The sequence below is a fragment of the Stenotrophomonas sp. STK16_22 genome, from assembly GCF_051984505.1.
Lineage (GTDB): Bacteria > Pseudomonadota > Gammaproteobacteria > Xanthomonadales > Xanthomonadaceae > Stenotrophomonas > Stenotrophomonas maltophilia_A.
Map to the genome: position 1 here is coordinate 2,211,884 of NZ_CP196972.1, position 20,895 is coordinate 2,232,778.

General features: G+C 62.3%; 24 protein-coding genes. 12 read left to right on the forward strand and 12 right to left on the reverse strand.

The annotated features are described in order from the left end of the window. Genes ACSYAO_RS10195 through ACSYAO_RS10205 form a run of 3 tightly spaced genes read right to left on the reverse strand, consistent with a single transcriptional unit; the run spans nucleotide 1 to nucleotide 5,097 of the window. Complete coding sequence (locus ACSYAO_RS10195; RefSeq protein ID WP_076738932.1) at nucleotides 1-2,400, reverse strand: hybrid sensor histidine kinase/response regulator; 2,400 nt, start codon at nucleotides 2,398-2,400, stop codon at nucleotides 1-3. Beyond that, nucleotides 2,393-2,863 (reverse strand): response regulator, encoded by a 471-nt coding sequence (locus ACSYAO_RS10200; RefSeq protein WP_005409633.1) that lies wholly within the window; start codon nucleotides 2,861-2,863, stop codon nucleotides 2,393-2,395. Before ACSYAO_RS10200 ends, ACSYAO_RS10195 begins: the two co-directional genes overlap by 8 nt. Next, on the reverse strand, nucleotides 2,860-5,097 hold the full coding sequence (locus ACSYAO_RS10205) for an ATP-binding protein (protein WP_012480164.1): 2,238 nt from the start codon (nucleotides 5,095-5,097) through the stop codon (nucleotides 2,860-2,862). The genes ACSYAO_RS10200 and ACSYAO_RS10205 overlap by 4 nt, the downstream gene beginning before the upstream one ends. A gap of 251 nt (nucleotides 5,098-5,348) precedes the next feature. On the opposite strand from ACSYAO_RS10205, the gene ACSYAO_RS10210 reads away from it, so the two are divergent. Then, complete coding sequence (locus ACSYAO_RS10210) at nucleotides 5,349-5,642, forward strand: hypothetical protein (protein ID WP_005413314.1); 294 nt, start codon at nucleotides 5,349-5,351, stop codon at nucleotides 5,640-5,642. A 10-nt stretch (nucleotides 5,643-5,652) separates the two neighbouring features. On the opposite strand, the gene ACSYAO_RS10215 is transcribed toward ACSYAO_RS10210, so the two are convergent. After that, complete coding sequence (locus tag ACSYAO_RS10215) at nucleotides 5,653-6,138, reverse strand: TspO/MBR family protein (RefSeq protein WP_044571331.1); 486 nt, start codon at nucleotides 6,136-6,138, stop codon at nucleotides 5,653-5,655. A gap of 72 nt (nucleotides 6,139-6,210) precedes the next feature. Beyond that, nucleotides 6,211-8,406 (reverse strand): hypothetical protein, encoded by a 2,196-nt coding sequence (locus ACSYAO_RS10220; protein ID WP_076738933.1) that lies wholly within the window; start codon nucleotides 8,404-8,406, stop codon nucleotides 6,211-6,213. Nucleotides 8,407-8,539: 133 nt separating this feature from the next. On the opposite strand from ACSYAO_RS10220, the gene ACSYAO_RS10225 reads away from it, so the two are divergent. Continuing rightward, nucleotides 8,540-9,019, forward strand: coding sequence for a GNAT family N-acetyltransferase (locus tag ACSYAO_RS10225; protein ID WP_076738934.1), 480 nt, complete (start codon nucleotides 8,540-8,542; stop codon nucleotides 9,017-9,019). Nucleotides 9,020-9,041: 22 nt separating this feature from the next. On the opposite strand, the gene ACSYAO_RS10230 is transcribed toward ACSYAO_RS10225, so the two are convergent. The 3 genes from ACSYAO_RS10230 to ACSYAO_RS10240 are packed head-to-tail and all read right to left on the reverse strand — an operon-like array spanning nucleotide 9,042 to nucleotide 10,717. Further along, complete coding sequence (locus ACSYAO_RS10230; RefSeq protein WP_224481987.1) at nucleotides 9,042-9,566, reverse strand: sensor histidine kinase; 525 nt, start codon at nucleotides 9,564-9,566, stop codon at nucleotides 9,042-9,044. A 24-nt stretch (nucleotides 9,567-9,590) separates the two neighbouring features. Beyond that, nucleotides 9,591-10,160, reverse strand: a complete 570-nt coding sequence (locus tag ACSYAO_RS10235; RefSeq protein ID WP_224481995.1) for an RsbRD N-terminal domain-containing protein — start codon at nucleotides 10,158-10,160, stop codon at nucleotides 9,591-9,593. Nucleotides 10,161-10,192: 32 nt separating this feature from the next. After that, on the reverse strand, nucleotides 10,193-10,717 hold the full coding sequence (locus ACSYAO_RS10240; RefSeq protein ID WP_414574374.1) for a DUF3693 domain-containing protein: 525 nt from the start codon (nucleotides 10,715-10,717) through the stop codon (nucleotides 10,193-10,195). Between the two features lie 132 nt (nucleotides 10,718-10,849). On the opposite strand from ACSYAO_RS10240, the gene ACSYAO_RS10245 reads away from it, so the two are divergent. The 9 genes from ACSYAO_RS10245 (at nucleotide 10,850) to ACSYAO_RS10285 (ending at nucleotide 15,682) form a co-directional block, all read left to right on the forward strand. Further along, entirely contained in the window at nucleotides 10,850-11,080 is a 231-nt protein-coding gene (locus ACSYAO_RS10245; protein WP_329916220.1) for a hypothetical protein, read from the forward strand. Beyond that, entirely contained in the window at nucleotides 11,073-11,267 is a 195-nt protein-coding gene (locus ACSYAO_RS10250) for a hypothetical protein (RefSeq protein WP_329916219.1), read from the forward strand. The genes ACSYAO_RS10245 and ACSYAO_RS10250 overlap by 8 nt, the downstream gene beginning before the upstream one ends. Then, on the forward strand, nucleotides 11,257-11,391 hold the full coding sequence (locus tag ACSYAO_RS10255) for a hypothetical protein (RefSeq protein WP_329916218.1): 135 nt from the start codon (nucleotides 11,257-11,259) through the stop codon (nucleotides 11,389-11,391). Before ACSYAO_RS10250 ends, ACSYAO_RS10255 begins: the two co-directional genes overlap by 11 nt. Next, a complete protein-coding gene (locus ACSYAO_RS10260) occupies nucleotides 11,381-12,478 on the forward strand; it encodes a replication initiation factor domain-containing protein (RefSeq protein ID WP_329916217.1) in 1,098 nt (365 codons plus the stop codon). Before ACSYAO_RS10255 ends, ACSYAO_RS10260 begins: the two co-directional genes overlap by 11 nt. A 13-nt stretch (nucleotides 12,479-12,491) precedes the next feature. Continuing rightward, entirely contained in the window at nucleotides 12,492-12,791 is a 300-nt protein-coding gene (locus ACSYAO_RS10265; RefSeq protein WP_329916216.1) for a single-stranded DNA-binding protein, read from the forward strand. Nucleotides 12,792-13,000: 209 nt separating this feature from the next. Beyond that, the gene (locus ACSYAO_RS10270; RefSeq protein ID WP_329916215.1) at nucleotides 13,001-13,138 is read left to right on the forward strand and encodes a major capsid protein; all 138 of its coding nucleotides are present in this window, start codon (nucleotides 13,001-13,003) and stop codon (nucleotides 13,136-13,138) included. A gap of 119 nt (nucleotides 13,139-13,257) precedes the next feature. Beyond that, nucleotides 13,258-14,187 carry a virulence factor TspB C-terminal domain-related protein gene (locus ACSYAO_RS10275; RefSeq protein WP_329916214.1) on the forward strand — a complete coding sequence of 310 codons (930 nt, stop codon included), beginning with the start codon at nucleotides 13,258-13,260 and terminating at the stop codon, nucleotides 14,185-14,187. After that, nucleotides 14,187-14,471 (forward strand): DUF2523 domain-containing protein, encoded by a 285-nt coding sequence (locus tag ACSYAO_RS10280; protein ID WP_110712324.1) that lies wholly within the window; start codon nucleotides 14,187-14,189, stop codon nucleotides 14,469-14,471. The genes ACSYAO_RS10275 and ACSYAO_RS10280 overlap by 1 nt, the downstream gene beginning before the upstream one ends. Next, entirely contained in the window at nucleotides 14,468-15,682 is a 1,215-nt protein-coding gene (locus tag ACSYAO_RS10285; protein ID WP_329916213.1) for a zonular occludens toxin domain-containing protein, read from the forward strand. Before ACSYAO_RS10280 ends, ACSYAO_RS10285 begins: the two co-directional genes overlap by 4 nt. Nucleotides 15,683-15,691: 9 nt before the next feature. Here the strand turns inward: ACSYAO_RS10285 and ACSYAO_RS10290 are convergent, their stop codons facing one another. The 4 genes from ACSYAO_RS10290 to ACSYAO_RS10305 all read right to left on the reverse strand — a co-directional run bounded on the left by ACSYAO_RS10290 (nucleotide 15,692) and on the right by ACSYAO_RS10305 (nucleotide 18,629). Continuing rightward, nucleotides 15,692-15,898 (reverse strand): hypothetical protein, encoded by a 207-nt coding sequence (locus tag ACSYAO_RS10290; RefSeq protein WP_329916212.1) that lies wholly within the window; start codon nucleotides 15,896-15,898, stop codon nucleotides 15,692-15,694. Between the two features lie 180 nt (nucleotides 15,899-16,078). Then, nucleotides 16,079-16,465 (reverse strand): DUF3653 domain-containing protein, encoded by a 387-nt coding sequence (locus tag ACSYAO_RS10295; protein ID WP_414574376.1) that lies wholly within the window; start codon nucleotides 16,463-16,465, stop codon nucleotides 16,079-16,081. Then, entirely contained in the window at nucleotides 16,405-17,265 is an 861-nt protein-coding gene (locus ACSYAO_RS10300; protein ID WP_440566907.1) for a TniB family NTP-binding protein, read from the reverse strand. The genes ACSYAO_RS10295 and ACSYAO_RS10300 overlap by 61 nt, the downstream gene beginning before the upstream one ends. Continuing rightward, a complete protein-coding gene (locus ACSYAO_RS10305; RefSeq protein ID WP_197655499.1) occupies nucleotides 17,262-18,629 on the reverse strand; it encodes a Mu transposase C-terminal domain-containing protein in 1,368 nt (455 codons plus the stop codon). The genes ACSYAO_RS10300 and ACSYAO_RS10305 overlap by 4 nt, the downstream gene beginning before the upstream one ends. Nucleotides 18,630-20,107: 1,478 nt before the next feature. Between ACSYAO_RS10305 and ACSYAO_RS10310 the strand changes: the two genes are divergently transcribed. Continuing rightward, a complete protein-coding gene (locus ACSYAO_RS10310) occupies nucleotides 20,108-20,635 on the forward strand; it encodes a DUF6988 family protein (RefSeq protein WP_414574386.1) in 528 nt (175 codons plus the stop codon). Nucleotides 20,636-20,895 lie beyond the last annotated feature (260 nt).

Here is a 20,895-nt window from a genome sequence, read left to right on the forward strand (position 1 = left end):
TCAGTGCGGCGCGGCCTCCAGCGCAGTGCGTACCGCCAGCGCCAGGTCACTTCGCGTAAACGGCTTCGGCAGCAGGGCAACCGCGCGTCCCTGGCTGCCCGCCTGATCGTGGTCACGTGGATAGCCCGACGTGAACAGGACGGCGACTTCCGGCCAGCGTTCGCGGACTTGACGGACCAGCTCCCAGCCCAACATGCCGGGCATCACCACGTCCGAGAACAGCAGGTCCACCCTGGTGTCGGGGCGCTCCAGCAACCGTAGCGCGGAGGGGCCATCGTGGGCTTCCAGCACGCGGTAGCCGAGCAGCCGCAGCGAATCCACCGTGTAGGCGCGGACATCGTCGTTGTCCTCGGCCACCAGAATGGTTTCCTCGCGCGGCGAGTAGTCGGCCAGGCCGGTCTGCGGGGTGCGTGTTTCGCGGGGCAGGGTCAGCGGCGAGCGCGGAAACATCATGGTAATGCTCGTGCCGCCGCCTTCCACCGAATCGATCAGCACGTGGCCGCCGGACTGCTTGACGAACCCATGCACCATCGACAGTCCCAGCCCGGTGCCGCGGCCGACCTGCTTGGTGGTGAAGAACGGTTCGAACACCCGGGCCAGGGTGGCCGCGTCCATGCCATGGCCGTTGTCGCGCACCCGCAACATCACGTACTGGCCTGGTGTTGCATCCGGGAACAGGGCAGCGTAGTCGTGGTCGAGGTGGCTGTTGTCGACCTCGATCACCAACCGCCCGCCGTGCGGCATCGCATCGCGGGCATTCACCGCCAGGTTCAGTACGGAGGCCTCCAGCTGGCTGATGTCGATCTCCACGCACCAGATGTCCTCGGCGCTGCGGATCTCCAGCTGCACCAGCTCACCCAGTGCACGCTGCAGCATGTCGTGCATGTCCAGCAGGCGCTCGTGGAGGTTGGCGGCCTGGCTGTGCAGCGGCTGGCGTCGGGCAAACGCCAGCAGGCGCTGGGTCAGGCTGGCGGCACGCCCGACACCCTTCAGCGCGTTGTCCAGCGCCCGGCTGACCATCGCCCCGGCTTCCCCCGCGCGCTCATTCAGCAGCATGGCGTGCTCGACGTTGCCGGAGATGACCGTCAGGATGTTGTTGAAATCATGCGCGATGCCGCCGGTGAGCTGGCCGACCGCCTCGATCTTCTGTGATTGGCGCAGTGCATGTTCGGCCTGGAGGCGCGCCGTGGTTTCCACGGCCTCGGAGACCACGGCGGTGACCACGCCTTCGGCATCGAGCAGCGGGCGGAACGAAAAATCGAAGCTGCGCGGCCCGGTCGGGAGTTCCAGCTCCAATGAATGCAGCGAACTCCGGCCCTGCACGGCTGCAGCGACGGCCCGATCGATCAGCGCGCCGATGCCATCGGTTGTGGCGAACCAGAGCGATTCACCGAAGCGTTGGCCAAGCACGTCCTTCTTTTCCGCCAGCACTGCGGCCAGTGACGCGTCATTGGCATCCACCACGCGCCCGGACAGATCCAGCAGCATCTGATGCTGGAAGCTGGATTCGAAGATCGCCTGCAGGCGCCGTTTGCTGGCGCGCAACTCGGCCGTGCGCGCCTGCACCTGCTGCTCGAGCAGCTGGTTGTCCTCGCGCAGGGCCAGCTCGGCCTGTTTCAGCTGCGAGACGTCGCTACCCAGGCAGATGTAGCCGGCCACGCTGCCGTCGGCCGCATGCTCAGGCACGCAGTCCATCTGCACGAATCGTGATTGCCCGCTGCGGTGCACCAGTTCGACCTGGAAGCTGGTGCGCTCGCCCTGCAGTACCCGTTCCAGGCTCGGCAGGGCGTGTTCGAAGGCGGAAATGCCGCTGACCTCGCGCGCTGTCCGGCCCAGCAGCTCGGCCAGGCTGAATCCATGCCAGTCCAGGAACGCCTTGTTGGCGAACCGGTAGCGATGCGCGTTGTCGAGCTGGGCGATCAGCGCGGGTACGGCATCCGTCACCTGCTGCAGCTGCGCCTGGCTCTCATTCAGCGCAGCCTGCGCATGAAGCAGCTGGTTGCGCTCATGGGCTTCCTGGCGGGCGCGGCGAATCGCATCCGGCAGGCGCTGCAGGCGCTGCTTGACTACATAGTCGCGCGCGCCACGGGTCAGCGCCTGCACCGCCAGCTCTTCGGTCAGCGTGCCGGAGACGAAGATGAAAGGGGTCTGCGGAGTCCGCTCGCGTGCCAGTGCGAGGGCCGCATCGCCATCGAATCCGGGCAGCACGTGGTCGGCGAGGATCACGTCGAACGCACGGCTGTCGATGGCCTCGATGAACGCGTTGCGGGTCCACAGGCGCTCGGCCTCGAATTCCAGGCCGGCACGCCGCAGCTGTGCGGTGATCAGCTCCGCATCAAGCGCGCTGTCCTCCAGCATGAGGATGCGCAGGCGCTCGCTGCGGCGCGATCCATCACGCATTGTTGTGCTGCCCCGAGCCATTGGGCCGATGCGGTGGTGGCTGGTTGGTGATGCCCCAGAACATGCCCAGCCCCTGGATGGCGTCGAAGAATTCCTTGAAGTCGACCGGCTTGACCACGAAGGCATTCACGCCCAGTTCGTAACTGCGCACGAGATCCTGTTCTTCGCGCGAGGAGGTCAACATCACCACCGGCGTGCTGCTCAGCTGCGGGTCGCCACGCACCTGTTCCAGCACCTCCAGGCCATTGACCTTGGGCAGCTTCAGGTCCAGCAGCACCACCACCGGGCCGCCGTGCATGGCGCCGGCGAACTTGCCTTCGCAGCGCAGGTAATCCAGCGCTTCGGCGCCGTCGCGTACATGGATGACATCGTTCAACAGCTGGCAGCGCGCAAGCGCGGCCATCGTCAGCTCTGCATCCTTGGGGCTGTCCTCTACCAGGAGGATCGGCCGCAGGTCCCTCATGGGTGTTCTCCTGTGAAGCGGGGTAGGGTGAAATGGATCGTGGCGCCCTTGCCGGGCTCGCCCTCGGCCCAGGTACGGCCGCCATGGCGGCCGATGATGCGGCGGACATTGGCCAGGCCGATGCCGGTGCCTTCGAACTCTTCGACGTGGTGCAGGCGCTGGAACACGCCGAACAGCTTGTCCACGTAGCGCATGTCGAAGCCGCAGCCGTTGTCGCGCACGAAAAAGTGGTCTTCGTCGTCGTTTCGCTCGTGACCAACCTCGATCACCGCGTGTTCGCGCTCGCGGGTGAACTTGATCGCGTTGGCCAGCAGGTTCTGCCATACCAGGCGCAGCATCGTCGGATCGGCCTCGACCTCCGGCAGCGGTGCGAGCGTCCACTGCACGTCGCGGCCGGTGTAGTCCAGGGCCAGGCTCCGGCGCACATCCTCGGCCAGCGCGCTCATGTCCAGCCGCACACGCCCAAGCGTGGAGCGCCCCATCTGCGAGAAGCTGAGCAGGTCATCCACCAGTGTTCCGGCGGACTTGGCCGATTCCACGATCGTGTCCAGGAATCGGCGCTCGGTATCGTTCAGGCGCTCGCCCGCCGAGCTGCCCAGCAGCTCGGAATAGCCGACAATGTGACGGAACGGAGCGCGCAGGTCGTGGCTGACCGAATAGGAGAAGGCTTCCAGTTCCTTGTTGCTGCGGAGCAGCTGCTCGTTCAGTTCGGCCATTTCCTCGGCCTTGCGCAACACGATATCGACGATGGCCGTGCGCATCTCGTGTGCCGCGTCGCAGTCAGCGTCGCTCCACGGCAGGCTGCGCTGCTGCACGGTCTCCTTCCAGGCCTCGAACGAGTTGCGCGGGGACAGCGCCACGCCCGGTGCTGCTTCCTTGCGGGGATCGCCGCCCCAGCGCACGGTGCGCACCACTTCCGGGCGGAACCACATCAGGTAACTGTCATGCAGCTGCGAAATGGACACCGCCAGCAGGCCGCTGGCGACGTCGGCCAGGTGCGCGGCAGGCGACCAGTCGGCTGCCAGGTGATCGGTGCAGTAGGTTTCCTGGCCGGCCTGCTGCGTGGCCAGCCAGTTCGCCAGGGCCAGCACGTCGCTGGAAGAAGGGCACTGGCCAACACGCAGGCAATCGCCCTTGTGCACGATCGCCGCGCCGGCCGCGCCTGTCAGCGACAGCAGGCTGGCCTCGTCCTGGCGCAGGGCCGCCATGAAGTCCTCGTCGCCGGCCATGCGACCCAGTAGCTTGACCAGTATGGAACGACGGGCAACGCGCTCTTCGATCGCACGCGCACGCTCCTTCAACGCAATCTGCAGCGACAGGATCTGGCCCATGAACTCGCAGGCAGTGCGCACGTGGTAGGGCAGGCGGCGTGGCTGCACGGTGTGGCAGGACACCAGGCCCCACAAGCGGCCTTCATGCACCAGCGATACCGACATCGACGCGCCGGTACCCATGTTGCGCATGTAGTGCAGGTGCACCGGCGAGACGCTGCGCAGCACCGCCATGCTCAGGTCGGTGGGCGGCGCGTCGCGTTGATCCTCGGCCCGCATCAGCGGGGCCGGGGTGTAGCTGTTGTCCGCGATCAGGCGTACCCGGTTGCGGCGGTAGAGTTCGCGGGCCTGTGCTGGAATATCCGATTCGGGGAAGCGCAGGTCCAGGTAGGACGGCAACAGGCCGTTGCCATCCTCGGCCACCACGACACCGTTCCAGCCAGCATCGAACTGGTAGACCAGGGTGCGGTCGAAGCCGGTGAGCCGGCGCATGTGCGCGGCAGCCAGCTGGCAGAGATCTTCCACGGTGCTGGCCGACTCGATGCCGGCCATCAGCTCGCGGATGGCCGGATACAGCTCTTCCAGCGAGCCGGGCTGGCCCGGAACCGGTGCTTCCAGCTCGACCAGCAGATCGGTGGCGGAACGGTGCACCAGCAGCTGATGCCGGCCGTGGCCGTCCAGATGCACGGCACCGACATGGGCGCTGCTGCCGATCACGGCCTGCTGGAACAAGCCCTGGAACGGCGCCAGCACGCCGCCGAACACCTCACTGACGTGCCGCATCAACGGTTCGCCGAACTGCTGCAGCAGCCCGGGCTGGCTGATGGCGCGCTCGCGCACCTGCAGGGACTCCGGTTCAACGACCAGAAGCACACCGTAGGGCTGGATCGCGCCGGGGGTGTGGATCGGTTCGCGCGCGCAACTGGACAAGGCAGTGTCGTGCGCGGACTCAGCAGAAGGCATCAAGGGCGGGACTCATCATTCGTGGATGGCTGGAAAGGCCCAGTGGTACATCCGGTACCCCTCAATGGTGAAGCAAAATCGTGCATTCGCCTACCAGTGTATGCGTGTGAAGCGTGCTTCTGTCCAAGCTGAATTCTTCATGTAGGGACGAGGTCGAGCACTTGAGGTTTTCGCGAAGAATACATCTACGCTGCACATCAGCTCGACAGATCATTGCCTAGAGTGGATCCACTTCCCTGAGCGACCGCCCCGTGAACCTGCAGCCCGCGCCCCTGTCCCCGTACCGCATGCTGGCTGACAGCTGCCAGTTTGAACTGCTGGATGTGGACGCGCTGCAGGACCCGGCCAGTGGCCGGCTGCTGCACCTGTATTCGCTGGTTGCCCGGTGCCTGTCCTGCGAGACGATCTTCAAGGCCGAAGAAGGGCAGGGCCTGGTCAGCCACACTGCGGCGCGGGTGGTGCGATGCCCTACCGGCTGCGGGCAGCAGGCGTTCAAGCCGGCCCTGCTGCGGACCTGGCGCCCGCAGGTGGTTGCCCAGGCGTAAGCGGCGGAGATCACAGCAGCCCGGGATTGGCTCGCCATACCGCAAAGTTGAGCGCCGAGGCGAACGAGATCCAGGCCAGATAGGGAAGCAGCAGCGCCGCCGCAGTCGGACGGATGCGCGCAAACGCGACGATCGCTGCGCAAACCAGCGCAATCAATACAAGAATGTCAACGAAGGCCAGGGCGCCCAGCTTCCAGCCGAAGAACAGCCAGCTCCACAGCGCATTGACGGCAAGCTGCACCAGGTAGAGCATCAGCGCCGGACGTGCCCCGCGCCAACCGCGTTCGCGCCACACCAACCACGCGGCAATCGCCATCATGGCGTAGAGCAGGGTCCACACCGGACCAAAGACACTGGCCGGTGGTGCCCACGGGGGAAGATCGAGGGTAGCGTAGAAGCTGGCCGCGGATGTGGACGCCCACGCGCCCAGGGCGGCCGCGACGAAGGTGATCGCCACCCATCCCAGCAGCCCGAAAACCTGCGAACTCCGCTTCATACCGTACAGCTCCCTGATGCGCATGATCCGGTATACGCGCAGAGGCCGCGAATGGATGCAGGTCGCGGGCCTTCAGTCTGAAGATCCGGCGGCAGACGATCCCTGACCTGCTGGCAGCAGGGAAGGCCGTTGATCAAACCACTCGCGCGCCTTGGCCAGATGCCATTGGCGCTGATCGCCGTCCAGCTCGATGCCCGCACCCAGCAGCCCCCACCGGAGATAGAGATCACCGCGTTTGCGCTGTTCCAGCAGATCCAGCCGCGCGCGTACCGACAGCCGATCGTTCTCGGCCTGCAGGCCATCGATGACCAGATGGCCAGGGCGCCAGCGCAGCGTCGCCTGTGCCTGTACCTGTCCGGAATCCAGCAGCGACAAGGTCCAGCGCGGGTAGTCGGTGCGTTCTGCGAACAGCGCCAGCAACGGTCGCGCATCGCTGAGATCCAGGTCCGTGGTGGCATCCACCTGGAACGGAGACTGCGCATCGATACGGCCACGCTTGAAGGCCACGCGGCCTTTCCATGCCGTCGAGCCCTGCGTGTCCGCCACCTGCACGTTGCGCAGCTCGACCGTGGTGCCGGACAGATCGAAATGACGCTGATTGAAGTCACCGCGGCGCAGCGTTGCGTTCACGTCGATATCGCCGCCCATGTCCAACCCTGCCACCTTTGCACTGGCGTTGCGCCCCAACAGCCGGGCCATGCCATGGCCGACGCGCCCGTCGGTATCGAGGGTCGCATCACCGCTGACGGTGCCAGTGCCACGCAGCAGCCGCACCTGCGGTGAGCCGAGGTAGCGGTTGTAGGCGGTCAGATCAGGGATGGTGGCTTCACTGAAGCGCAGCTGCGCGCGGACGCCTTTGCGCAGTTCCTGCAGGCGGCCATCGCCGGTCAGGTCCAGGGCCAGATCCCGGCCGTCGAACAGGCGCACGTCCCTGGCATCGGTTGGCCGCGCAGTGAATCGCGGCAGCCGGACGGACAGCTGGGCCTGGCTGGGGCTGCCGGTCTTCAACTGGCCATGGGCGCTGGCCGTGCCCGCCAGGCGTACGCCGGCGACTTCGGCCACGGCCTCGGCAGCCGGGATGTCCACGGTGCTGCCTTCGATCAGTTCACCATTGCGCAGGTGCAGATCGGCTTTCAGCGTGCCGCCGCCGTCCAGCTGCAGCCACGGCTTGCGGACGAACAGAGCAGGGATCCAGTTGAGCGAGGTGAACGTCCATTCGCCGCGCACTGAGCCAGAGCTGCGTTCCAGCAGCTGGGCGGGCTGCTGGAAGGGAATGTCCCGGCCACTGATATGCAGATCGGCATCCACCTCGCTGCCTGAACCGGGCTTTGGCGGCAGGCGGGCCTGCAGGCGCAGGTCCTTGGCTACATTGAGCTGCAGTGCCAGCATGCCGCGATCGGGGGCGCCATCACCCAGATGGAGCGGCACCTGCCACAGCGCGTGGTCGCCGGGCTGCAGCTGGCTATCGATCAGGTGGAGCGCCAACTGCAGGCGCCCGGGCACGGGCGCGCTGGAGATCTTCGGCGTTGTGGCATCGGTGTCCATGCGCAGGCCCTGGCTGCGGGCGTCCACCTCGAGCTGGGCATGCAGCAGCTTCAACTTGGCCAGGCCGGGCGCCTGGTCCCGATAATGGCGCGGATAGCTGAAGCGCGCGGTGAGATCCATGTCGCCCAACAGCTGCACGCCGTCATAGCTGGTGTCTGCCTTGCTGAATGAGACCTCGGAATCGAACAGTTCGGATGGGCCGCCACGCAGCTGCTTCAGGAACCCCACGGTACCCTGGCCCTTGCCGATGATCAGCAGCTTGCCGAAGCGTGCGCTGCGGATGCTGTCGCTGTGGATGGCGTCGAAACGCAAGGTCCAGCCCTGGTCGCTGCGCGGCGGTGAAGGGATGGCCTCTTCGACGCGGCTGATCTCGGCGGAAACCCCGGTGGCCTGCAGCCTTGGCACCCGCACCTCGCGCTGGAACAGGGGCAGCACCGCCAATCGGGCGCTGGCGCGGTCTGCATGCAACACGTAGACGGTGTGGTTCACGTGGCCGCGCATGTGCACGTTCCAGGCGATCACGTGGCCGGGCAACAGCGTAATGGCCGGCCCAGTGGTCATTACGAACTTGTGCGGCTTGCGGTTGGTGACCTGGTCGAACAGGGGCGTGTTGAGGAAGATGTTGCCGGCCAGCAGATACAGCAGGTAGATGCCCAGCAGGACGTAGGCAGGAACGCGCCATCGACGAAGCCGGTGCGGGATGTGCGCGGAAACAGGGGGCATCTACTGCTCAAAAGGTTGGAATTTCCGCAACTATTACGGAGCGGATGGCGGTGGCGCGTGAAGCAGCTACGGGGCCGGAGCTCGATTCTGGTAGTGTGCGGCCTGGTCATGACCACAGATCTGCAGGAGACGCATGGAGATCCGGCCCGCCCGCGCAGGCGATTTCGACGTGATGTGGGGCATGTTCAAGACGGCCATTGCGACGCAGGATGCGCTGCCCTTTGCCGGCTCTTTCGCCGTCGAGACGTTTCGCGCGCATTGGTTCCAGGCCCAGGCGCCTCATGTAGCTGTGCTGGAGGGCCGGGTGGCGGGCATGTACAAGATGGGCCCGAACTTCCCTGATCTGGGGGCGCATGTGGCCAGCGCCACGTATGTGGTGGATGCGCCGGCACAGAGGCAAGGCGTGGGCCGGGCGCTGGTGGAACACAGCCTGGAGCGGGCGAGGGCGGAAGGATTCCTGGCCATGCAGTTCAATTACGTGGTCAGTACCAACGGCCCGGCGGTGGCGCTGTACCGGAAGCTGGGGTTCGACGTGGTCGGGACGTTACCGAAGGCGTTCCGGCACGGTCAGTTGGGGTTGGTCGATGTCTTCGTGATGCACAGGTTCCTGTAGTGCCGTCGCCGGGCCGGTCGCCTCAATCAGCGTTCTTTGGGAGCGTGATGACGAATGAAGTGCGACCATCCCGCCATCGCCCATGGACCTTGCCGCGGTGCGCGTGGCAGATTTCCCGCACCAGGAACAGGCCGAGGCCCAAGCTCGCGTGTTCGCCTTGTGACGCGTTGTGCGAGCCTCTGCGCAAGGGATCGAACAGACTGTTGAACGCTTCGTCCGATAGTTCGGCCCCGGTGTTGCTCACCGTGATCATGATCTGGTCGACGAGGCCCTCAAGGCTGATCCGCACATCGGTGCCGTGTTCTCCGTACTTTGCAGCGTTGGTCGTGAGGTTGTGAACCGCCTCGCGCAACGAAGAGGCATCGAAGCAACCGCGGGCATCGCCTTCAGCCTCATATTTGATGGGGACGTGGTGCAGGGCAGCGCGAAGCAATTCGACTTCCTCGCCAAGCGATTGGGCAAGATCGCAGTCCACCGGATGAATGGCCATGCCATCGCCCAGCTTGCTGCGGCTGTAAGCCAGCAGGTCGTCGAGCAGCTTGTTCATGCGCATGCTGCCATTGATGATCCGCTAGGCCTGCCTGGACAATGCCGGATCCTGCAGCCCACTGGCCAGAGTGTCCGCCGAGAACATGACCGCTGCCAAAGGACCTCGGAGATCATGCCCGAGCGCTGCCAGGAAGATCTGCCGCCAGGATTCGACCTCGGCAGAGAACTGAGCAAGGGATTCGGCGACCGCCTGGTCGATGGCCTCATTGAAACGAAGGATGTCATCGATCGATGAAGTTATCAGCTGCTGGTCGGATGCCCATCGCCGAAGTACCGAAGCCCGGAGTGCTCGATACTCAGCCACCATCTGGTTGAGACCAAAGCCGGCGATGGCGCGGGTTCGGCCATGATAGGACGCGGCGGACTCGGGGCCGGGTTTCAACGGTGCAAGCCCGTGGGACTTTGCGACCTGCTGGGAGGCTGTTTGAGGCGATCTGAGATCGTCTACGACCGCCTGAAGAATCTGGGGAAGATGATTCCGAAGTTGCTTTGCGCTGAACTCGACGGTATCGGGCGCCTGCGTTTCGGCGAATGCCACCGCGTCTTCGAGGATTTCCCGCGCATTCCGTTCGATAAAATCAGCCAGGCGCATCGCCAAACCCGTCCTTAAGTGGTGCGTCGAGCCTACACCGGCGGGCCTGCATGCTGGGTGAGAAGTTGGCGCCGTGGAGCCAGGTTCTGCGGGCGTTGGGAGGGTTGCTTGAAGGGGAGCAGCGTGCGGCCAGGACTGGACTGATTGGGGTTCGTATGGGTAGACCTCTTGGTAACATAATATACAGAATGGGTCAGCAGGCCCGCGCTAACCGCCTGATTTTGGGCGGTTTTTGCGTTTCCGAGGCTCGGCAACGACAGCGCCACCAGCGCGACGACCGCAGCCGCCGCGCCCATTCGGTCCAGCATCAACCGCCAGAGCGCACGTTCGGTTGCCGTCGTGGCGCGCTCTGCATGAATCATGGCGATCCAAGTCGGGCCATCGAGCTTCGCCAGCGCGCAAATTTGCGCAATTCGTTCATCTGAGAGCGGCTTCTCGCCCGCTCGAGCCTTCGACAGCAGCTGCCTCTGAATTCCCAATCGAGCCGCCAAAGCGTTGTCGGACGGGATTCCCGTGCGTTCGCGGGCGGCATCCAGCAGTTCACCTACGGCGGTCATGGTGTCCTCTTGGTTGACAACTTGTGGTCCTTTTAGATTACATGCTCCGCGTGGTCCAGATGGACCACACCCGCCACCGGCACCCCAAGGCCGATGGCGGGTTCTCTTGGGGCTTGGGGCAGGGGATCACGGATGTTCGACGCCATCTCATCCTTCGCGCTGCTGGGGGCCATTGTGGCCGTTTCCATCGGTGGCGCTCGCATCGTTTCGTGGCTGCTCGACCGGCGTGACTACACCGCCTCGCAGCAGTCCCGCGAAGCCCAGGTAATCGCAATCGCACGCGCTGAGATTGAAGCCACCAAGCGTGGCGACCTGCTGGCCGCTGCTCGCTTCGCTGAGCAGCAGGAGGTCCGCCGTGCGTAAGTTCGATTGGTGGGCCGTTCCCTTCGTCATCTTCATGGTCTGCGGGGCAGGGCTTGGCTTCTGGATCGGCACCGCGTTCGCGGCTGACTGGAATGCGGTCATGGCCGAGCGCGGTGAAATGCGCAACGCCTGCATCGCCGGTAACGACCGCGCCTGTCGCATGTACGAGGTCGATTATGGCCGTTGATCAGATCCGCGAGTTCCTCAGCGATCCGCTTGTTGTCGCCGTGCTGGGCGGTGTGCTGCTTACCGGCTTCTATTGGTCGCTGGTGTTCGCCCTGCGTGGCAAGGGTGGTCGCGATGGCCGGTGATCGCGCGGTGCTGGCCGGGTCGGGACTCCCCTCGTCTAACAGGGGAGTCAGTGAATTCAGGAACGCCGATGGAACCCTGACGGTCGGCATCGACTGGTTTTCCGCCTCAGTGGACATGTTCGCGGTCCTCAACGAACTCGCCTTCCGTGACGGCGATTCGTTCGAAGAGGTCCGTAACTGGATCGACTACAGCGCCGATAACGCCCGCGTCGTTGCGTTGCAGATGTTCTGCTGGTTCTTTGCTGGGCTGGGCCTTGAACTGGATGAGGTGGCCGGGGGAGGGCGCTTCTACCTGTGGCGAGTCAAGATCATCAATGCCGAAAAGAAGTTCGTCGGCATGATCGAGTTGGGCGGCGACAACTGCCGCCGTGCTGACGGCACGTATACCGCTCGTATTGAGCTGACCGGCGAGGGATGCAAAACCATAGCCGCTGCGCGCTGCGGCCATGCGCAGCGGTGGCTGGAGCTTCGAGCGAAGCTCGAAAGCTGCGGCGGGAGGATTACCCGTCTCGATGTGTGCGCCGATGATCTGATGGGCAAGTACCCATTGCGCCTGGCACAGAAGTGGTACGACGAAGGCGAGTTCGATAACCGTGGGCAACGCCCTAAGGCGCAGCTTGTGGACGACTACGATAGCGGGGACGGCAAGACCCTTTATGTCGGCGGCAAGAAGTCCGAAAAGCAGCTGCGTGTCTATGAGAAGGGGCGGGAATTGGGCGACAAGTCCTCTCCGTGGGTGCGCTATGAAGCGCAGTTCCGCGCCTCCAACCGCAAGGAATTGCCGCTAGACCTTCTTCGTGATCCCGCCGCGTACCTGCTCGGTGCGTACCCCGTTCTGCGCTTCCTGCGCTGCATCTCTTCGCGCATTGACGTCACCAAGGCTGCTGCGGTTGCCACGTTCAAGAGCGCATGCCGCCACTTCAAACGCCAATACGGCGGCTTCGTCAATTTCGTGTTTCGCACCTGCCCGGATGAAGAAGTGGCAGTGGCGGTATTCAAGTCCTGCACTTCGCCAAAGCTGCCGAAGTGGGCAACAGGAGACGTAGCAGCGAACTGGGCCACAAGCGTGGTCATACAACCAACCTGAAAGGGGTAACGAAATGATCAAGGTCACCGTACTGGATTCGCAGATCAACGAGCGTGGCGGCAGCTTCACCAATGACCGCAACGAGAACGTTGAATTCACCACCCGCAAGCAGCGCGGCAAGCTGGAGGCGGATGGCTTCGCCTATCCGTTCGACGTGCGCCTGGACAAGGGCCAGCCCGGCTATCAGGCGGGCGAATACGAGCTGGACGTTCCGGCCATGCTCCAGGTCAACAAGGGCGTTGCAACCCTGAGCAAGTTCACTGTGCTGCGCCCGTTGCAGAAGGCTGCACCGCGCCCTGCAGTGCAGGCCTAAGTCATGGCGCGGTACGTCTACGAATGCCTGCAATTCAACCAGCAGACCGGCACCTGTGAGCAGGCTGGATTCGTGCCGCGCACCGATATTCCCGCACTTACCACTGCCGAGGTGTCGGGAATCCTGTCCATGGTCGCGGTGTGTTTCGCCGTGGCATGGGCATACAAGCAAATAGGCAGAACCATCCGAAACTAACGAAGGGGAACACCATGGATCTTGATGCATCGAGCGCACTGACCATTCTGGCCGGACTGGCCGCCGTCCTGGGCACCATTGGCGCCGCCAAGCTCGCACCGGCTGCAATCTCGGTCGGCTTCAAGTGGATCAAGGGCGCGATCTTCGGTTGATCGCTGTAACACCGGGGCCGGGCAATCCGGCCCCTTTTCTATGGGGGATTCGTGATGCTCGGTCTATTCGTTCTCTGCGTCGGCAGTGCGGCGCTCTACATCGCCTTCGGTGATTGAGCATGTCTCGCTGGTTGACCCTTCTATTCCTGTTTGTGCTGCCTCAGATAGCGGCTGCGCTCGATCAGGGTGAGGCGGCTGCTGAGGCGCTCAAAGAAATTCAGGATCGATGCGCCAATTCGGCGCCATCGGTTTCGCCAACCATTAGCCCTGATTCCATCAAGTGGGTTGTCGGCCCGACATCCGTCAACGTCTCTGGTCAGTGCTTCTTCAATGATGGTCGATACCAGGGTTGGCACAGTGCTACCCGTGCGTTCGACGCGAAGTGCGATGCGCGCCCTGAAGAGCTGGGTTGGGAGGGTGGCAGCACCGCCGCCTCGGTCAACGTGTGTCATCGCGGCTGCATGTACACAAGTTCGCTCGATCCGCTGGGTACAGCTGGTTTCAGCTACTCGCCTACTGGCGGCGTTTGCAGTGAATCAGACGCGCCTGAGCCTAAGCCTGCTGGTGATGGCGGCGGTGACGATGGTGGCGGTACCGGTGGTGAAACGGGCGGTGGCGACGGGGATGGTGGTGGTGATGGCGGCGGTAACGGTGACGGCGGTGGTGATGGTGGGGGCAATGGTGAGGGTGGTGGCAATGGTAAGGGTGACGGTGGTGGCAACAGCGACGGCGGGGGAGATGGTGACGGTGACGGCGACGGTGATGGTGAGAATCCCAGCCTTCCGGAGAACCCTACATATCCCGGCGACGTACCGATGCCGTATGCCGACCCGCCAATTCCGAGCAGCTACCTCGGGCAGTGGTCTAGTGGCCTTGGAGGTGGCTCCTGTCCCGCTGCGAAGGTCGTCACTATTGGTGTCGGGTCTGTCTCCACGTCTGTCAGTTTCGAATTCAAACCGCTCTGTGATTTCGCACAGATGATCAGAGGCTTGGTCATTGCCTGCGCCGCGCTCGCGGCTGCATACATCGTCTCAGGAGTGCGCAAGTAATGCCTTGGCTAGCCGCGTTTCTCACTCAACTCCTCGGCAACTCCCTTGCTCGCGTCCTGACGGGCGCGGGCCTTGGTCTCGCTACAGGCGCAGCCCTCCTGCCGCTCGTCAAGGGCGCATTGAACCTCATCACTCAGAAGTGGTCAGGCATCGCGGCCGATCTCGCCAATGTGATGCTTATGGCTGGGGCAGGGGAGGCCATCACCATGATCGGCTCCGCCATCGTGACCAAGGTGCTCATCGACGCAGGCAAGGTCGCCGTACAGAAGGCAGCATCCAAATGATGTATCTAATCTCGGGGCAACCCGGCAATGGCAAGACCTTGCGCGCGATGTCGATGGCGCTTGAGTTCTATGAGCAGAACCAGCAGCAGGTGAAGGAAGGCAAGGCGCAGCCGCGCCGATTCTTCACGAACATCGCAGGCGCCACAGTAGAGGAGGGCGCAGACGCTTTCCCGTGGATGGAGAAGCTGCCCGACCACAACGACTGGACACAGCTTCCGGACGGCTCTTTCGTGATCTATGACGAAGCGCATTCCGATGGCAACACGCAGGGCCTTGAGCGTTACGGCAAGCTGTTCCCGTCTACCGGAAAGCCGGGTGAATCCGACGATCCTCGCATCCGTGCCATGTCCACCCATCGGCATCGTGGTTTCGATCTTGTGTTCGTCACGCAATGGCCGAACAAGATCCACCATCAGGTGCGCACGCTCATCGGCTCGCACACGCACATGAATCGTTCGTTCGGCATGCAGCGGGCTGGCGTCCTTACGTGGTCGCGCGTCCAAAGTGATCCGTATGACGAGAAGGTTCGTGACAAGGCCGAAGAGGAAATCTGGGCTTACCCCAAGGCGCTGTATAGCCGCTATCGCAGTGCCACGCTGCACACGGCCAGCCACAAATTCAAGGTGCCTAAGAAGGTCTGGCAGGCGCTGTCCGTCACCATTGCGCTAGTCCTTGGTGTCTGGATGATTTATGCGTTCATCATCAAACCGCCACCGGCACCAAAGAAGGTGGAACAGGGGGCCGGTGCTTTGCCGGCGGCTGGAGCCCTGGCGCCCTTGGGCGCGGGCGTGCCGGCGGCACGGCCCCTCAACCGTGAGGAGTACATCGAACGTCACAAGCCGCGGATTGAGTTCCAGCCGTGGTCGGCACCGGCCTTCGATGATCGCAGCGTGCAATCACAGCCTGAGCTTTACTGCATGGCCTCCGGCACCACGCCGCAGGACACAACCTGCACGTGCGTAACAGAGCAGGGCACCAAGGCCAAGATTTCGATCCCGGTATGCGTTGCGATCGCACGCGATGGCCCGGCCTACAATCCCTACCGCGCTCCGCGTCAGCAGTCCGAAGCTGTCCGGGAAGACGATTCCCGAAGCATTGCGAAGGCAGCTTCTACGGACTCGCCTGAGGTGCCCCCGCACGCACTCATTGAGGTCGGCAAGCGTCCTATGGGCACATTCCCAGAGACGCCACCGTACCCGGCAAGCTTCTAACGTGACGCATCACAGGGTGCAGGATGAGGAAACCTGCACCCATCCATTTTCCACGCGCCGGAATGTCTGTCCGTTGATGCAGCGGTGACCCGGCGCAAGTTCCTTGGGCCTTGCTGCTCGCTCTGCGGCCTCGCGCCTTTTGCGCACTTCAGCCATTGGGATTTCTGGATACAGCTGGCGCGCGAGGGCCTCCCCGGCACGCTCTTGTTCTTTCATGGCTGCGTGTCCTGCAATCCCCAGGACACCGCATGTGGCAAGCAGCAGAGCGCTGCCGCCCACGAAGACCCCTAACGCCACTTTCCAAACCAATCCCGTCGAATTCGCCATCTATGGCACCCCCAAGTGATCCGGCGGCCATTCTACGGGGTGTAGGGGCGGCGCCCCTACGGAAGCGCCTCACACGCGCTGGCGAGGTCTCGGCCCCGGCACCGGCAGGACACCCGCAACAGGATCGGCGTCAGGACCAGCCATCACCGTGGAAGACCGCTTTGCGCGGCGATGGGCAACCTCAGCTAGGTCAACGATGCCCGCACGCCCGAATGGCCGTTTCTGACCGCCTCGGGCGATCTCCATCATGCGGCGCCATTCCTGTGCCTGTGCGGCCAGCAGGGACAACCACGCAAGGTCCTGCGGTTCCAACTCGCGGCCCTCGGGGGTGACCAGTCGGCCACCCTTAAACGAAAAACCGGCCCAAGGGCCGGTTAGGTTGCGATCACGCACAATCAGGCTCCATGCCACAGCAGGGCCAAGGGTCGAGGCAAGCTCTGTGCCAGTCTGGCCCACACCCTGCGAACATAATATACATTATGCGAAATGTTGTATCGGTCGGCGGTCGGCTTTGTCGGCTCCGCATGTAACAATCTGAAGGTAACGCAGCAGTCATGGGCTGTCAGCCAGCGAATCATGGTCTTGCTGTCCAGGTGGGAACGCTCAGGAAGCTTCAGCTCGACTTCAATGCCGGCCAGGAACTGACGGAACTCGTTGGATTCTGACCAAACGGGAAGCTCAACCCTTTTGAACCGAGATGCCAGTTGCTCGTCTGCAGCCAGCGCATTGACCATGTTCCTCGTTGTTGCGATGCATACCGTGATGCCCAGATTGCAGATGGATTTGATGAGTGCAAGAGTGTATTGCTGGCCAGATTTCCCAGCGTTGAGAATATGTCCAGCCTCATCAATCAGAAGCTGTTTTACCCCCGATGCCTGCAACACGTCAGCGACCTGCTCGTGTATGTTCTGGGTTTTGCGGATGGGAAACCCGGGCAAACACGCATTGATGATGGACCGGCACATCTTCATGCAGTTGCCGTCATAAGGTGCCTCGATCAAGATCGCCTCTCTGTAACGCGACCCCGTCGCTTCCCGAACGGCAGAGACTTGGGACATGTAGTGGTTGAGGAGCCGACTCTTTCCGCTGCCGGCAGCTGCTGCAATGTGAAGGCACACAGGCCGGCTGCGTCGGTACTCGCCCACGCGAAGCTGGCTCAAAGCCTTCAAAATCCTTACTGAGTGGGAACTCAGCACGAACGGAAGATCGCCCTCTAGATGAGGATGGGTGCGACCGATATCTTCAGGCAGGTTCATTCCACCAGGCCCTCACTGGAGGGGATTGGTAGAGCGGGCTCTGCATAATCGACTTCTTCTCTGACCGCCTTGGGTACTACCGGCGGCAACTTGGCCAACTTACGGCGAGCTTTCTTTGAGCTCGTCGCGGCTTGATGCAGGATTTCCCTTTGACGCTCAAGTGCATCAAACAGTTCGCTCTCCGAAGCAGCTTTCCTGCCTTGCTCCTTCATCTGAGCTCGGATGTCGCGAAGTTCCCAGAGCGAAAATGGGTTCCTAGAACGATCTAGTAGTGGCACATCGATGTAGTCGCCAGCTGCATACAAGAACACCTTGCTGAGGTCGCGCTGGCTATAGTGCACTCGATGTTCAATACCATCATTGATGAATGGTGAAAGGGCGGGATCCCAATAGTGAAGCGAGTGCAGCTGAATTCCTGCCCGACCTATTCTTCTATTGGCGGCCGGCAGGAAGCCTAGTGTGAAGTCGCGAGGGTTGCCGATCATAGGGGGAAAGCGGGTGGAGCCTTGCTCGCTAGACCACGACTGATCCCACACGTGCAATGGAGTCCTTCCGCCCAGCCCACTGTGCGGAGAGTTGTGATATACGCCCGCGATCTGGAGCGCGAGCCACTGCTCAAGTTCCGCGATGGTAAGTACCGCCTTCTTCTCCGATGGATAGTCACCTCGCTGCTTTGAGTTGGAGAAAGTTGTCCCAGGCAGGAGATGCACCGCGCCCATCATCGTGCCGATGTAGCGTTCGATATAGGCGCCGTAGTGAGGCCTGCGGACTGGTCTGGGACGGACCTCAATTCCGTAGCGCTCGCATTGCGCGAGCAGCGCCTTTGTTTTGAATGTCTTCGCGTTGTCCCACGCGATTCGAGCCATCTTTCCGAAGATTGAGTACTTGAGTTTGCCATCTAGCCCAATGGATTCAAGCCACCGCTCTTTCGGCAGGCAGCTGTGCTCAAGTGTCAGCGCAACTGAAGTCTGGTCGGGCGGATCAAAGCTCATGTAGTAGCCAACAACGCAACGAGTGAAGACGTCGATAGCGAGCGTGATCCACGGCCGCCCGATAACCTGCCGTGTCAGTGGACTAACCACCATCAAGTCGACGACTGCGTGATCAATTTGGACGACCTCAAGGGGGGATGACGTGTCCAAGCCTCGGATCGATGGAGCCTGCTTTGCACGAGCTTCATGGCTCCCAAGGCGCTTCACAGCCAGTTGCATTGGATCTCGTGCTCGGACACGCGCCTTGACCGCCGCGTAGCTGGGGGCTGCTACACCCGCATCCCGCGAGAGCTGTGCACACCTTCGAACGACAGCTGCAACTGAGCTTGCCTCACGGACCAGATAGATCTCGTCGATCGCGGCGGCGATCAAGCTCTCCACGAGGGGTGGCAGAAGCCTGGCCTTCGGCGATGGACCAGGCAGGCTCGGCAACTGAGATGCCGGTAGCGGGTTGTAGCAGTACAGCCGCCAGCGACGTCTGACAGTCTTCGCCGAAACATCGAATTTCCCGGCGATTTCATCGCACGTGCGCTTAGACAACCTAGCGCCGTGCGCCCTCAGCGCTGCTCCGAGCGCTTTTGCCCATTGCAAAGCTACTGCCTCCTGAGCAGCGTCCGTACTGGCGACGTGCCGAATCCTCTTTTTAGTGACCTCCTGGTTGTACGAGGATAGATCGCCAACGCCTACCCATTGGTACTCTGAAGTCCCTTCTATTTGGATATGAATTTTGTCAGGCGCTGTGCAACTCACTATGCGGCACAGTCTCGAGCTGCACATCACCAACTCACCCGATTTCACAACCAGGTCTCTAACAGGTCGCGCGGCTCTCATTGGAGAGTTCATACTTGGGCCCTCAGGACCCGAGGCAAAAGATGCCCGCCCCACTATTGACATAAGTAGAGAGGCATGAAAGGCTAGCCCCAATCGGCGGAGTATCCGGTTGTCCAGAGAGGTCAGGGTTGCAGCCCTGACCTTTCGTCGTTCTAGCCGAAGGCATCCATTTGCGTCAGGCCATAGCTGTTTTCTCCGCCGATCAAAGGTCTCCGCATAGCGCGGCCTCTCAGAATTAGCACGCAGAGAAACGCCGCGCAATCGCAACGCATTGATCTGAAAGGTGTTTTATAGTCTATGGACTATAGGGCGCAGCAGCCCGCAGTTGGGTTTGGACCACCTGATGGGGTCCGTTTAGGCTACTGGCGCATACGATGTTTGCAGGATCGTGTCCCTGCACTGTGCTTTTTCTCTGAATCATGTCTCTAACAGTCGGGCTGAAGGTGTGCGACGAACACTCCGGGCCATATCGCAACCAAATCAAGCACCTAGTGTTGGGCGCGATCTAAAAAAACCCACATAGACTCGCCTCGGGTTCCAGTCGCCACCCAGGATTGAAAGCGGCGCTGTTGAGCGCTGCGAGGCGGGCGATGCTGGCTGACACCGTCCTCGGCAGCCTTCTGGTCAGTGTTCATCGCAGACATTCTTAGGGTGCCATTGCAGAGATTTCAGCTTTTGAGGAAGAAAATTTCAGTGCAAGACGGTCCATTGCAGAAAAATTTGACTTGCGACTGACGCAACGCAGAAATTGCTGATGCACGGATGATGCAATGCAGAGATTAGCGACTAACAGATGCTGCAGCCCAACCGGCCAAGTGAGGGGCTCTGCCTGATCGAAGAGTTGTTACTCTTGCCTGAAGATCACGATTCTAGGATAACTTGTGCCTCAATCGGCTGACCAAGATCGGGCGTCTTTGCTGGAGGGCTCCTTGGAGCTCTTGGGTGAAATTCGAGGCGCTTGGATCGAGATAGAGCATGGACGCGACCGAAGATCGACGGCGGTGGCGGCACTTTGCCAGATGTCCCTGGATCACGCCGTGGCAGTACAGTCCCTGATCGCTACCCTGCCCCAGTCAGCAATCTCGCTGGTCCGGCCCCAGTATGAGGCCCTCGTGCGTGCAACCTGGGCATGTCATGCAGCTACCGACACCGACATCGAGAAGCTTCTTGCGCCCCTGACTCTGGAGAGTCAGCAAGCGGCAAAGAGGCTCCCTGGCGTTCAGGACATGCTCGCAAAGCTTGAGTCCTCTGGGCCCCGAGGAGCATCACAGTTGTTGGGCAGAGCCAGACAATGTCTGTATGTCGGCTTGAACTCCTATCTCCATGCCGGGATTCACCCCTTGGCGAGGCAGTTAAATGGCTACCCGGGCTCGCTTCTGGAGGGGGTGGTCATGAACAGCAATGCTCTTGCCATGCTAACCCTTCTGAATCTGGCGCACCTGTGGCCAGGCGAACCAGTTCTGGCATGGATGAATGCACTGCATCATCAATTTGCGGGTGTTTTGCCAGAGTTGGAGCCATTGACCTCCCATCAGCCCTCGCCATAGAGCTGTCCCGGGTCGCCTGCGCGTCTAGGATGGGGTCTGTGGTGAGTGACTAGGCAGTTGGGCCTCGCCCCCCTCTGGGGGCACGGGGAGAACATCACGGGCGAATAAGCAGTTGCCCCGGATTTCTCGTTGGGCCAAGTCCTGGCAGTTGATCTGTGTCGGGGGCCTGTCGGGCGACTGTCGTGTTTCCAAGTTCGGCACCCTCCTAATCTGGGCTCCCTACCCCTCCGGAGTTATCTTCTATGACCACCAAGACCCCG

Bases quoted from the DNA above. Each gene is read 5' to 3' on its own strand.
- ACSYAO_RS10270 (WP_329916215.1), top strand. From the start codon at position 13,001: ATGGATCTTGATGCATCGAGCGCACTGACCATTCTGGCCGGACTGGCC.
- ACSYAO_RS10310 (WP_414574386.1), top strand. From the start codon at position 20,108: ATGTCCCTGGATCACGCCGTGGCAGTACAGTCCCTGATCGCTACCCTG.
- ACSYAO_RS10235 (WP_224481995.1), bottom strand. From the start codon at position 10,160: ATGCGCCTGGCTGATTTTATCGAACGGAATGCGCGGGAAATCCTCGAA.
- ACSYAO_RS10195 (WP_076738932.1), bottom strand. From the start codon at position 2,400: ATGCGTGATGGATCGCGCCGCAGCGAGCGCCTGCGCATCCTCATGCTG.
- ACSYAO_RS10280 (WP_110712324.1), top strand. From the start codon at position 14,187: ATGCCTTGGCTAGCCGCGTTTCTCACTCAACTCCTCGGCAACTCCCTT.
- ACSYAO_RS10275 (WP_329916214.1), top strand. From the start codon at position 13,258: ATGTCTCGCTGGTTGACCCTTCTATTCCTGTTTGTGCTGCCTCAGATA.
- ACSYAO_RS10200 (WP_005409633.1), bottom strand. From the start codon at position 2,863: ATGAGGGACCTGCGGCCGATCCTCCTGGTAGAGGACAGCCCCAAGGAT.
- ACSYAO_RS10225 (WP_076738934.1), top strand. From the start codon at position 8,540: ATGGAGATCCGGCCCGCCCGCGCAGGCGATTTCGACGTGATGTGGGGC.
- ACSYAO_RS10245 (WP_329916220.1), top strand. From the start codon at position 10,850: ATGTTCGACGCCATCTCATCCTTCGCGCTGCTGGGGGCCATTGTGGCC.
- ACSYAO_RS10300 (WP_440566907.1), bottom strand. From the start codon at position 17,265: ATGAACCTGCCTGAAGATATCGGTCGCACCCATCCTCATCTAGAGGGC.
- ACSYAO_RS10220 (WP_076738933.1), bottom strand. From the start codon at position 8,406: ATGCCCCCTGTTTCCGCGCACATCCCGCACCGGCTTCGTCGATGGCGC.
- ACSYAO_RS10205 (WP_012480164.1), bottom strand. From the start codon at position 5,097: ATGCCTTCTGCTGAGTCCGCGCACGACACTGCCTTGTCCAGTTGCGCG.
- ACSYAO_RS10240 (WP_414574374.1), bottom strand. From the start codon at position 10,717: ATGACCGCCGTAGGTGAACTGCTGGATGCCGCCCGCGAACGCACGGGA.
- ACSYAO_RS10260 (WP_329916217.1), top strand. From the start codon at position 11,381: ATGGCCGGTGATCGCGCGGTGCTGGCCGGGTCGGGACTCCCCTCGTCT.
- ACSYAO_RS10230 (WP_224481987.1), bottom strand. From the start codon at position 9,566: ATGAACAAGCTGCTCGACGACCTGCTGGCTTACAGCCGCAGCAAGCTG.
- ACSYAO_RS10290 (WP_329916212.1), bottom strand. From the start codon at position 15,898: ATGAAAGAACAAGAGCGTGCCGGGGAGGCCCTCGCGCGCCAGCTGTAT.
- ACSYAO_RS10285 (WP_329916213.1), top strand. From the start codon at position 14,468: ATGATGTATCTAATCTCGGGGCAACCCGGCAATGGCAAGACCTTGCGC.
- ACSYAO_RS10255 (WP_329916218.1), top strand. From the start codon at position 11,257: ATGGCCGTTGATCAGATCCGCGAGTTCCTCAGCGATCCGCTTGTTGTC.
- ACSYAO_RS10215 (WP_044571331.1), bottom strand. From the start codon at position 6,138: ATGAAGCGGAGTTCGCAGGTTTTCGGGCTGCTGGGATGGGTGGCGATC.
- ACSYAO_RS10265 (WP_329916216.1), top strand. From the start codon at position 12,492: ATGATCAAGGTCACCGTACTGGATTCGCAGATCAACGAGCGTGGCGGC.